Origin of the sequence: Micromonospora sp. NPDC007271, from assembly GCF_040634005.1 — a bacterium.
Lineage (GTDB): Bacteria > Actinomycetota > Actinomycetes > Mycobacteriales > Micromonosporaceae > Micromonospora.
Genome location: NZ_JBEYER010000055.1, coordinates 1 through 12,354, shown reverse-complemented (window position 1 = coordinate 12,354; position 12,354 = coordinate 1). Strand labels below are relative to the sequence as shown.

Below are 12,354 nucleotides of genomic sequence, written 5' to 3'. Positions count from 1 at the left end.
TGGTCAGCGCGGTTGGACGGTGTCGTAGCGCAGGCCGCTGGAGACCTCACCCGCACCGACGTGCCGGGCGCGGCCGAGCCAGAGATGCACCGAGCCGTCGGTCCACCGGGCCAGCTGCCACTGCCGCAGCACCCGGCTGCCGGCGCGCGGCACCTCCTCCTCGGGGAAGGCCAGCTCCACCAGCCGCCCGTCCCGCTCACGCCAGTCGAGCAGGCGGCTGTAGCCGGTCACCGCGATCGGCTCCCCGTTCCGTACGGGCTGTTGCAGCGGGACCCGGCGCAGCCGGACCACGTCGGGACGGTCCTGCGTGGGGCCGGGCAGCAGCGGCACCCAGTTCTCCGGCACGGTGGTGGCGAAGGCGTACGACAGCGCCGGCACGTCCGCGTCGGCCGGCGGTCGCGGCGGCACGGCCGCCCGGCCCACCTGGGCTGTGCGGTCGATCGGCCGGCCGGTGGCCCCGGTGACGGTGCGTTCGATCGCCCAGGCCAGGTTGGCGGTCTCGTCCCGGCCGAGGCGGACCTCCTCCACCGGGGCGGAGTCGAGGGTGGCGGCGGTGGTGGCGGGCAGGATCAGCACGTCGGCGGTCTCGCCGCCGGTGGCGCCGGCGGGCCGGAACAGGGCGGTGGACTCCGGGGCGGCCGGCACCAGCGTCTGCCCGCCGAACGTGTCGGTGACCAGCAGCGACCGGATCCGGGTGGCCGAGCCGACCGGCAGCTCCAGCGGCAGTAGGAAGTGGTCGTTGGCGTAGACCAGGCCGTACTCGACCACGAACATCCGGGCCAGGTCCCCGGTGCCGGCACCGATGCCCGCCAGGTTGACCCGGGCGTCCTCCAGCTCCCAGAACCGGGTGGACGGCATGCCGGCGTACGCCACCGGGGTGGGCAGCAGCACCTTCACCACGTCGTCGACGGCCGCCCGCGCCTCCAACGTGGTGCCCGGCTCGTGGTCGAAGTGGTACCAGTCCAGCCGGTTCCCGTCGTACTCGTGCGCGGTGAGCACCAGCTCGGCCCGGCCGTCGTGTGCGGCGACGGCGGCGTCGTACTCCATCCGCTCGCGCCGCCACGCCGACCCCTCCAGACCGGGGGCGCTGAACAGCGGGGTGAAGTCGGCCGGCGGCCACGGCGGCGCGGCCGGCCGGGACCCGCCGGGCGCCAGCACGCCCGGCAGTTGCAGCAGGTAGCCGGGGCGCGGCCCGGCGGGCCGGGGCGGCGCCCCCAGCCAGGCCAGCCAGTCGTCGACGACCTGCCGGACGGTGGCGAGCAGCGCGTCGGGCACCCCCACCTCGTGGCTGAACCGGTCCTCCGCGCAGGCGCGCAGCGCCAGCTCCCCGTGCGGCACCCGGCCGGCGGCGACGCGTAGGTAGCCGACGGTCTCCGGGTCGGCTGCCGACGCGGCGTCCGGCGGCGCGGCCGGCACGGGGTACGCGGAGCACACCGCCGGCGTCAGCTCGCCGGCGCCGGCGTCGGCGAGCAGCCGCAGCAACTGCTGCCCGCTTTCCACGGCGAAGCGCAGGTCACCGGCGGTCGCGGTGCCCTCCCGCTCCACCAGCGTCTCCCAGGGCACCCCGGCGGGCAGTCCCACCGCCCCCGCGTACGGGCCGGGCCGGTAGCGGGTGAAGCGGGCGACCTCGGCGTGCACCCGGGCGGCGACCGGCGACCCGCCGTCCTCGCCGGTGAACTCGCCGAGCTGCCACTGCCGGGCGAGCAGCCACAGCGGGTCGGCGACCCGGGCGTCCACGGCCGGTGCGAGGTCGGCCCGCCGGGTACGCGGCTCCAGCCGGGTCCAGGTGGTGACCGACGGCGAACCGGTCTCGGTCAGCAGCGGATCGACGGTGGTCAAGGTGCCTCCTGTCCGCCCTGCGGCGCGAGCGTCGCGTCCGGCACGAAGTCGGTGGTGGTCGTGGTCTCGGTCACGTTGGTCGGGAAGTAGAGGGCGGGCAGGAACTGCCCGGCTGCGCCGAGCGAGTCCACGTCCACGGCCCGGGCCAGGGCCAGGTCCAGCGCCTCCTCCAGCACCTGGGCGAGGCTTGCCGGCTGCCAGTTCGTCGCCCCCTGCGGCGCGAGACCCAGCAGCACCGCCTGTGGGGCGGCGGCACCGGGCGCGTCGTACTCGAAGGTGAGGCCGGTCTGCACCCGCCCGGCCGGCACCACCTCGGTCCACTCGTCGACCACCAGGCCGTGCACCGGCCGAGTCGGGTCGATCCCGCCGGGGGCGACCACCACCAGGGACAGCGGTTCGGTGCCGGGCTTGGGCGGCGCTTCGCCGACCCAGCGGTCGCCCGGCGCGTACGGCAGCTGCGCCACCCGGACCGTGGCGGGCAGCCGCACCACGCCCCCGGCGTCCAGCGCGTCGGCGGTGGTGAGCACCTCCTGCAGTCGGCCGACCGCCGGGCGGACCCGGCCGTAGCGGGACAGCCAGCGGCGTACCGGATGGGGTGAGCCACCCTGGAGCGCGTCGCTGGCGGCCAGGGCGGTGGCCAGCTGGGCCGGCTGCGGGGCGGTGGCCCGGGGGAGGACCGGCACGTCCGGGCCGAGCAGGGCCCGCAGACGGGCGATCTGCGCCTCCCGGCGGCGGGCCGGTGGCGCGTCCGGCCGGTCGAAGTCGGTGGCCGGTTCGCACCGGCAGCCGCCGGGCGGGCACGGGGTGCGGTCGTGCAGTTCGGCGATCACCCGGCAGTGCGCGGCGAGCCGGCGGTCCAGCTCGAAGCGGGCGGTGGTCGCGGTGTCGGCGACCGCGCCGGCGCTGCCCGCGCGTCGGGGCGGCGGCACCGCGCCGACCACGCCGAGGCCGGCGGCCACGGTGAGCAGGTCCCGCGCGGCCGTCTCGTCTCCGGCGGGCAGCGTGGCCAGTCCGGCAGCGGTACGCCGGGTCGACTGCCAGGTCTCGTCGGCCTGGGCCTTGGTGTTCCCGTCCACCTCCGGGGGAATCGACGGGTCGGTGCCGAGGTCGGCGGCGACCACCGGCCGGGACCGGCCGTACAGGTCGCGCAGCACGTTGACCGCGTGCAGGAACTCGGCGAGGCTGGCCCGGTCCAGCGGCCAGGCGGGGTCTCGGCCGTAGTCCAGCTCCAGCGTCCAGTCGTCGCCGACCTCGGTCGGCCGCAGCGGCCCCCAGGCGTCCAGGGTGATCCGCCGGTCCAGCTCGGCGTCGTCGGGGTGGCCGGGGTGCGGCGGCGCGGCGAGCAGGTCGACCGCCGGGGTCTGGATCCGGTCCAGGCTGGCCGGTTGCCAGCCGGTGGCGGTGACCCCGTCCGGGGCGTGCCAGCGGTATCGCCAGAAGACCCGGAACGAGGGCGGCAGCAGCACGGAGGTGAGCGCGTCCACGGCGGCGCCGGCGATGCGTGGGTGGTCGCCGCGGCCGGCCGGCCAGTCCCGCCGGAGCTCGGCGAAGCGCTCGTCGGCGTTGACCAGCAGCAGCACCCGGTGAGTGAGCGCCGTCCCGGTGGCCGGGGTACGGGTGACGTGCAGCTCGGGCGGGTTGGTGGCCGCCCCGGAGGCGGCGTCGACGGCGGCCGCGGCCCGGTTCAGGTCGCCCAGCGCGAGCTGGTGCACGCTCTCGGCGAGCAGGGTGTCGGCCACCGCGTCGACCGCCTCGGCCAGGTCGGCGAGGATCTCCGCGACGGCGGCGCGTTCGGCGGCCGGGCGGTTGCGCAGCCACTGGTTGAGCTGGCCGGCCTGGTGCAGCCGGTGCAGCTCCAGGCCGTCCACGGTGGCCGTCGACTCGACGGTGGTGGCGAGCGTGGCGCCGCCGTCGGCGGTGGGGTCGACCCGGTGCGCGCGGACCGGGGCGAGCGCGCGGAACGTCGGCAGGAGCTGGTCCCAGGGGCCGGCCGGGTGGTCGTGCAGGCCGCGTTCGAAGCGGTAGCCGAGCAGCGCCCCGAGGCTCTGCCCGGCGCGTACCCCGTCGAGGAGCTGCTCGGCGAGCCGGACCCGGCGGGAGGAGAGTTCCACCGCGAGACCCGGGTCGCCGCCGTGGCTGCGGGAGGCGCTGCGCAGCACCGCGGCGGTGACCGCCTGCGCCGGGGACGGGGCGTGCACGTGCCCGGCGTCGGCCGCGGCCAGCGGCAGCTTCGGCGGGGCCACCGACTCCGGGATGTCCGGCGGACGGTCCACCATGGCCGGTTTCGGTGCCGGCGCGAGGTCGACCAGCCAGCCGTAGCCGCCGACGTGCACCCCGGGCGCCCCGGCGGCGGTGAGCTGGGCCAGCCGCCGGGTGGCCAGCGAGGTGATCCAGGCGTCCAGCCGGTGGCTGGCCAGCCCGAGTGTCCCGGCCAGGTGCCGTTCCAGGTCGGCGGTGGGCAGCCCGGCTCCGAGGGCGTCGCGCAGCTTGGTCAGCGTGGCGCGGAAGGCCCGCAGGTCGGCGGTGGCGCGGACCTGCCGGGGATCGGCCGACGTGCCGGCCAGGTGGTCGCCGAGGCTGCTCGCGGTGTCGGGCACCGGTACGTCCAGCCGCCGCCGCAGCACTCGGGTGAGGTCGTGCGGGCGGATGTCCACCAGTTCCGGCTCGGGGATCTCCGCCGCCGCGGGCAGCCCCGCCTCGGCGGCGAAGGCGTGCGCGGCGGCCGAGTGCTCGGCGATCAGGGCGGCCCGCAGCAGCCGGTGGAACAGCGGCACCGGGCCGGCGCCGGGGTTGGCCGGGATCTCGTCGCCGCGCAGCCCGACCGCGGCCAGCGCGCTCAGGTACGCCCGGACCCGCTCGACGTCGGGGTGTCCGGGGCCGTCGAGCAGCGGGGTGCCCAGCGCGTACGCCTGCTTGGCGAAGACCGCGAGGGACAGCCGGGGGTCGGTGGGGCCGCCCAGCCCGATCGCGGCCAGCAGGTCCCGGGCCGGTTCGACCACCTGGTCGCGCCAGTCCGGGCCGAGGCCGAGCCGGGCGAAACGCCACAGCCAGCTGACGTACTCGTTGCCGAGCATGCTGCGGGCGCGCACCTCCAGCACCCGGGCGTCGGTGGCGAGGATCTCCAGCAGGGTGCCCTCCGGGTCGGCCAGCCCGGGCACGATCCGCGGGACGGGGGAGGGCAGCCAGACCCGCCGCCACAGGCTGTTCAGCAGCGTCACGGCCTTCGCCTCGCCCGCTCCGGCCGGCTGCCAGTCGCGCAGGCTGGCCACCGGCAGCAGCCCGTACGGCTGCCGACCGACCCGCAGGGTGGGCAGCGGCCCCTCGGCGTGCACGTGGGCGACGAAGTGCTCGCGCACCGCGGCCTGTTCGGCCGGGGTGGCGACCGGCAGCAGGTGTCGCAGCAGGCTGCCGAAGCTGGCCGGCCAGAGCAGCCGGCGGACCAGCCGGCCGGTCGGCCGATCGGCGGCGGTGGCGCCGGTGGCCCGGGCCAGCGCGGTCGGTGCGCCGGCCCGGGTCGGCTGCCGGCGGGCGGCGGTGAGCGCGTCGTGCCCGGTGGCGGTCAGCTCGAGACCGAGCGCGGTGGCGACCAGGACGGCGGCGCTCTCCGGCGCGGCCCCGGGGGCACTGTCCGCGGTGGTCACCGGCGCGCCGGTCGGGATGGCCGCCGGGGTGTCCGTGCCGGTGTTGTTGGTGGGGGTGTCGGGAGCGAGGAACGACAGCCCGTCGGTGGCGGCGTGCGCCTCCAGCAGCCGGGCCAGCGCCCGGGCCGACCCGGCCGGGCCGGTGGCGCTGTCCAGCCCGAAGACCAGCAGCCGTTCCACCGGCTCCGGCTGGCCCTTGGCGTCGACGGGGACGGTGACGGTGAGCGCCATGCCGGCGGCGACGGCGGTGGCGAAGTCGACCGTCCACCGCATCCCGTCGTCGACCGGCGGCGCCTCGTCGGAGAGCCGGTCGATGCTGCCGTCGCCGGTGGGCACCGGGCTGGGGCCGACGGGCAGGTCCCGGATGACCGGGCCGGACGTGCCGGTGAACAGCTTGCCGCTGGCGGTGCGCCCGACCGCGTACCACTGGGTGGGCAGCAGCCGGGCCCGGGCCGGCTCGCACCATGGGCCGGTGCGGGACAGCGGGTCGGGGAAGACCCCGGCGGCCGGCTCCAGCACGCGGGCGATCCAGGCCGCGCGGGTCGCGCCGAAGCGGCGCACCAGGTCGCTCCAGGCCGCCTCGTCCGGGGTGTCGGTCGGCCCTTCCGGCCGTCCGTCCCCCCAGTACGCCCGCCCGGCGACGACCTCCTCGTCGGTCAGCCCGAGCTCGTGGTCGTCGACGTGGATCTGGTCCGGGTAGACGCGGATCTTCAGGGTGGCGCCGGCGAACCGGGTCTCCAGGCGTACCGGCAGCATGACGGCCGGCGCGGCGGCGGTCAGCGTCCAGGGGGTTGCGGTGAGCGCGCCGGACAGCGGCGGCCGGTCGGCGTCGTACGCGGTGGTGCTCATCGTCGGCTCTCCGGCGTCGGTAGCAGGTCGCTGGCGTGGCGGGCCAGGAGGACGGGGCGTTGCAGCAACGCGAGGGCGGTGTCGGCGGCGTTGCGGCCCTGCTGGGCGGCGAAGACCACCGCGTCCGGCGGCGGCGGGTCCCCGGTGAGGTCCACCCCGAAGCGGGGCGCGGCCGGCTGCTCGCGCAGGATGAAGAAGTGCCCGGCCAGCCCGTCGGCCTGGCTGCCGGCACCGCGGGCCACGCCGGCGGTGCAGGGGAAGCCGAACAGCAGCAGGTCGGGGGAGAGCCAGGCGTTGAAGATGGGCAGCACGTCGGGCCCGGTCGGGGTGCGTTCCTGCGGGCCGGTCCAGGTGGCGGCCCGCATGGTGACGACGGTTGACGGGTAGCGGCGCAGCAACTCGCCGCGGATGACCAGCACCAACGACTGTTCCCCGGGCGCGCCGACCGCGGTGAGATGGCTGCCGAGCGGACCGTTGCGCCAGGCCGGGTCGGTCAGCGGGGGGATGTCGGTCAGCGGCGCACCCGCCGAGACCGCCCCGCGGACGTCCCAGAACTGCCGGAACCAGGTCTGCTTCGGGTCGGCGGGGAACTCCCGCCACAGCATCTCCCGGCTCATCTCATGGTTGAGCCCGACCAGGAACGCCTCGATGAACCTCGGGTTGGCGGCCAGCGCGGTCATCGTGTCCGGGGCCACCGCCGGCAGGTTCGGCACGACGTGCTCCTGGGAGAGCCCGCGCAGCAACTCGTAGGCGGGGACGTCGAAGGTGACCCCGGCGAGCAGCCGGCGCAGCGGGTCGCCGCTGTCCGGCAGGGCGTCGACCAGCTCGCCGTCGCCGAGGGTGAGCCCGGCCAGCACCTCGCCGGCCACCGCGGTCTCCGGGCGTACCGCCTCGCGGACCGCGGCGGCGGCGGTGGCCACGTCCACCGGGGCGGGGCGGTGGTCGCGGGCCAACGCCTGGGCGGGGGCGAGCCGGCCCTGGTGGCGGGCGGCGGCGGCCATGAAGTCGTCACCCATCTTCGCCCGGTCGGCGACCAGGTCGGCGCGCAGGTCGGCCACGGCGACGGTGCAGCCCTTGGCACCGGCGTCGGCCGCCCCGGTCACGGTGACCGCGGGGCTCCAGTCCACCGGCACACCGTCCGGGTCGAGGTCGAAGGCGACCCGGTACGCGAGGGTGGCGCCGGTGCGCCGGGCGACCACCAGGTCGGGGCGGCGGGTGCCGGTGATGTCGGCCACCGCCACGCCGGCCCCGTCCGCGCGGGCGGTCGCCGTCTCGTCCGGCACCGCCCGGGGCGCGGTCCACCCGCCGGCCACAAGGCCGCGCCGGTTGACGCCCCGCCCGGTGAGGTAGCGGGCCACCGGCGCGCCGCCGACCGTCCCGGTGGCGAAGACCAGCAGGTCGGGCACCTGGTCGCCGGTCATGTCGACCACGTCGATCCCCACGGCGGTGAACCGGTCGAGCAGCATCGGGGTGGGCAGCGAGTCGGTCCAGCCGTTGGTGGCCGTCCCGGCATCGTCGAGCCGCCAGCCGACCCGGTAGTACACCCGGTTGTCGGCGCGGCCGGGCCGGTCCACCGCGTACGCGACGACCAGCTCGGGGCGGCCGTCGCCGTCGAGGTCGGCGAGGGCCACGTCGAGCCCGGCGACGTCCGCGCTGACCGGGTCCGGCAGCTCGTACGGGCCGGTCCAGCCGCCGGTCGCCCGGCCGTTCGCGTCGGCGTCCCGGCCGATCCAGTACGCGATCCGGCAGGTGCCGGCCACGGTCCCGGGCAGCAGCGCGGCGGTGACCAGGGTGGGCCGTCCGGCCGGCAGAACGGCGGCCAGGCTGGTGGCGGTGGCCCGGGCGATCACCGGGATCGGCGGGCCGTCCGTCGCGGCGGTCAGCGCCGGCTCCTGCACCGCGCCGTCGTCACCGATGTGGTGGGCGACCTGGGTGCGGGGCCGGCTGCCGGTGCCCTGCACGACGGTGTGGGTGAACAGCAGCGAGGCGAGCAGCCCCACCTTCGGCGCGAAGCGCACGTCGGCGGGGGCGGGCGCGTCGACCGGCCCCGCACCGCGCGGGTCGGCCGGCGTGCCGTGGTCGACCCAGCCGGCCGGACGCGGGTAGCCCCAGCGGTACGAGGTGAGCCGGCCGTCGGCGGTGATCGCGAAGAGCTCCCCGTCCCGGGAGTCGCCGACCAGCGGCCCGGGCCGGTGCGCGCCGAGCCCGCCGGCCGGGACCTGGGTGGTCTCCGGCCGCCATCCCCAGAGGTAGCGTTCCTGCCCGTCGTGGTACCACAGATGGCGGACCATCAGGCGTACGTCGGCGGGGTTGGCGGGATTCGCGGCGAGGGTGACGATGCCCGGTTCCTCGTCGTTGCCGAACGGTGCCGCCTCCTGGGCCAGCGACACCACCCGGCGGCCCTCCGGCACCGGATCGTGCGAGAAGGTCGTCCCGTCCGCGTACAGCGACACCAGCTGCCCGGTCGGCGTGACGTACTCGATGCCGTACTGCCCGTTGGGATAGCGGTGTTCGGCGGCCGGGGAGCCCCAGGCGGCCGGCCCGCCGAACTGACGCCACTGCTGTCCGTTGTGGGCGAACAGCCGGTTGGTGCTGGTGGCGACCAGCACGCCGACGAACGACGGCCGGGGGGTGCCCCAGAGCCGCTCGTTGCCGCTGACCGGGCTGCCCAGCGAACTCCACGACCGGTTCGCCGGGTCGAAGCGCCACAGCGCTGCGTCGCCGCCGAGCACGTACAGCACCGAGCCGCCGACCACCGGCCGGCTGTGCACGCCGGTGGGCGGGGCGCCGCAGTCCGTCCACACCCACCGGTCGCCGTCCCAGCCGCGTTCGTACAGCCGGCTGTTCCGGGTCCGGACGTACACCCGGCCGGGGGGTAGGACGGCGCCGGAGGTCGCCACGGCGGTGCCCGGCGGGGTGCCGTGGTCCTGCCAGACCCAGCGGTCGGGGCCGAACCGGCGCCGCTCGAACAGCCGGCCGTCGGCCGCCCCGACGAAGAACCGGTCGCCGGTGAGCAGGTCGCCGCCGTTGGTGACGACCCGGGTCACCGGGTCGTCGGCGGTCAGGGCGGCGGCGCGGGCCGTCCGGGTGGTCAGCCCGCTGGTCCCGGTGTGCCACCAGCCGTTCGCGGCGGCCTGCTCGATCACCTCGCTGGTCAGGTCGCCCACGCCGCGGCCGTCGCTGACCAGGGTGTCCAGCACCGCGCCGCCGGCCGGCACCCGGGCGGGCGGCACCGCGCTCGCACCGCCGGCCAGCCGGGACAGCGCGGTGGCCGCGGCGTCGTAGTCCACCCGGCGGGCCAGCGGTCCGCGGGGGCGTAGCAGCCGCCGGACCGGGGCCGACGTCGCCGCCTTCGCGCCCGGGTTGGCGTCCAGCCGCCGGTCCAGCGGGCCGGCGGCACCGGCGGTGAGCCCGCGGGCCGGCAGGTCGACCAGGTCGTGCACCGGTTGGGTCAGCGCGACGAGCCGGTCGTCGTCGACCGCCGCGCCGGGGGCGTCCGGGTCGACCCGGCGGGCGTAGAGCGCGGTGGCGGTGTCCCGGGCCGCCTGGCCGCGGCGCAACTGCTCGTTGGCCTCGCGGATCTCGGCGGCCCGCTGCCAGGCCGCCGCCGCCAGGTCCTCCTGGTGCCGCTGCACCACCTGGGTGCCGAGGGCCGCCGCGGCCCGGTAGCGGGGGTCCAGGTTCAGCCCGGCCAGCCAGCGTGGCTCCGCGCCGGGGGCGGGCAGCTGGTCCTCCTGGGTGTGGATGTCGCCGTACAGCGGCGGGGTGAGCCGGTCCGCGGCGTGCCGCAGCAGCCCGGTCAGGGCGGTCTGCCAGGCGGCCCGGACGTCCTCGGCCCAGTTGGTCGGGGTCATCCCGGGCGCGGCGAGCGCGCCCTCGAAGCCCAGCACCGAACGGCCCTCGACGCCCTCGTCGGGCTGCTGCGGCAGGCCGCCACCGGGCGCGGCGATGTCCACCGGTTGCCGGCCGACGTCGGCGGGCAGCGGCCGGGCCCGCAGCCGGCGGGCGAGCGACTCGAAGTCGCCGTCCGGTCCGGTGCGGAACGTCCAGTGGTGGTAGACGGGCAGCAGCACCGCGTCGTCCGGGCCGGGGTGCGCCGATCCGGGCCCCCAGGCCGGTGCGAGCGGGCCGGCCTCGTCGACCGGCTCACCGAGGCCGGCGCGGACCCCGGCCTCGAAGGCGGGGACCACGGCGGCCAGGTAGTCGGCGCCGGTGGCGAGCCGGCGCGGGCAGAGCAGCCGGGACAGGGTACGTTCCGGCGCGGTCCCGATCACCTCGGCGACGTCCTCGTCCTCGGTGGTGACCAGCACCTGGGCGTGCGCCCAGGCCCACGAGTCGGCCAGCACGGGCAGTTGCCGCACGGTGGTGGCGAGGCGGGGCAGCGCCTGCCCCGCCTCGGTCCGCAGTTCCCCGCCACCGTCCACGGGCACGACGACCAGGACCAGCCAGGGGCGGAGCGCGCCTCGCGCGTCGGGCCGCGCCGGGGTGTAGAGCCAGGGCAGGTCGGGCCGGTCGAACTCGACGGCCGCGAACAGCGAGACCTCGACGTTCTCCGCGCCCGGGGCCGGAAAGCTGCGGATGATCTCCTGCGGGTCGATGCCGACGACGTCGCCGGGGCCGTGCAGCACGGCGGTGGAGGTGGCGGTGATCTCGCGGGTCTGGTCGGTGGCGGTCTCGGTGCCCAGGGCGGTGACGGTGAGTTCGACCGTGGCCCGGGCGCGCGGCAGCGCCCCGGCCAGCGGGTCGGTGTCGGGGACCACGCGGGCGACGCCGTCGCGTACCCAGGGCAGGAAGCGCAGGCCACCCATGTCAGCGGACCTCCAGCTCGGCGGGGACGATCCGGGGCTGCGGCACCCGGACCCGGGGGCGGCGCAGGGTCCCGGCGCGCCGGGACGGGGACCGTTCGGTGGTGTCGACGCCGCGGCGCGGCGCGGGGACGCCGGCCCCGCCCGGCCGGGCCGGGACGGCGCCGGCCGCTCGCGGGCCGGCCGGACGGTGTGGTGCGGGTTCGGCGGCGGGAGCGCCCTCCGCCGGGTGGCGTGGCGTGGTGCCGGCGGCGAGGCCGCCGTCGCCGGGGCCGGCGTCGGCCACGGCGAGCGCGGGGCCGGTGAAGCGGGCCGGGCCGGAGCGGCGGGTGCCGGCGAAGGCGGCCGGCGCGGTGGCCGCGAACCGGGCCAGCAGGTCGCCGCCGCGGGCCGCGGCGAGGCCGCGGGCGGCCGGCAGCGGGCGTCCGGCCGCGTCCGGGTCGTCGATGACGATCCGGTCGTACGCCGAGTCGTCGCTCAGCGGGGCGAACGCGGTCAGCGCGGTCTCCGGCAGGGCGGTGCCGTCGGGCAGCGCCACCGTGCGGCCGGCCCCGAGGCGGACGAAGCCGGGGGTGGTGAGCTGCTCCACCGGCGACAGGTCGCGGAACTGGCCGGGGGCGAAGTCGTCCTCGACCACGTCGCCGAGGCGGCCCGCGATCCGGTCGTCGCCGGCACCGACGTTCACCCCGGTCAGGGTGAACCGGTTCGGGCCCTTGATCCTGGAGGTGCCCATCCGCGACAGGTCGGTGTCCAGCGGCAGCACGTTCTCCCGTACCGCCAGCAGGGCGCCGGGTTGCAGCAGCATCGGGCCGGTCCAGCCGGCCAGGTCGCGCAGGGTCACCGGCTCCCCGGCGGTGAGCGCGGGCCGGGCCTCCCAGGCGTCCGGGGCGGACAGCGCCCGCTGCAGCGCCTCGCCCGCGTCGACGTACGTCGGCTCGTCCGCGGCGGCGACCTCCCCGTCGGTCCAGGAGAACTTCGCCGACACCTCCCAGCACAGGAACTTGATCCGGGCCTCGCCCCAGGCCCGCCACGGGCCGGGGCCGCTGATCCCGATCAGCAGGTTGACCGCCAGCAGTTCCTTGTCCTTGAACTTCAGCGACACCGTCGCGCCGATCTCGGCGGTGAACCAGAACGGCTTGAACTGGAACATCACGTCCAGCCAGGCCCGGCCGTCGATGACGAACCCGCCGCCCTCGAAGTGCAGTTTCAGCTCGGCCCCG

General features: G+C 77.4%; 4 protein-coding genes. All 4 read right to left on the bottom strand.

The genetic code is table 11. The annotated features are described in order from the left end of the window. Positions 1-3 precede the first annotated feature (3 nt). The gene (locus ABZ570_RS20325) at positions 4-1,839 is read right to left on the bottom strand and encodes a hypothetical protein (protein WP_358065600.1); all 1,836 of its coding nucleotides are present in this window, start codon (positions 1,837-1,839) and stop codon (positions 4-6) included. Beyond that, positions 1,836-6,329, bottom strand: coding sequence for a hypothetical protein (locus ABZ570_RS20320; protein ID WP_358065597.1), 4,494 nt, complete (start codon positions 6,327-6,329; stop codon positions 1,836-1,838). The genes ABZ570_RS20325 and ABZ570_RS20320 overlap by 4 nt, the downstream gene beginning before the upstream one ends. Beyond that, positions 6,326-11,137 carry a hypothetical protein gene (locus tag ABZ570_RS20315; protein ID WP_358065594.1) on the bottom strand — a complete coding sequence of 1,604 codons (4,812 nt, stop codon included), beginning with the start codon at positions 11,135-11,137 and terminating at the stop codon, positions 6,326-6,328. The genes ABZ570_RS20320 and ABZ570_RS20315 overlap by 4 nt, the downstream gene beginning before the upstream one ends. Position 11,138: 1 nt before the next feature. Then, the coding region (locus ABZ570_RS20310; protein ID WP_358065591.1) for a DUF6603 domain-containing protein at positions 11,139-12,354 on the bottom strand (1,216 nt) is incomplete at its 5' end.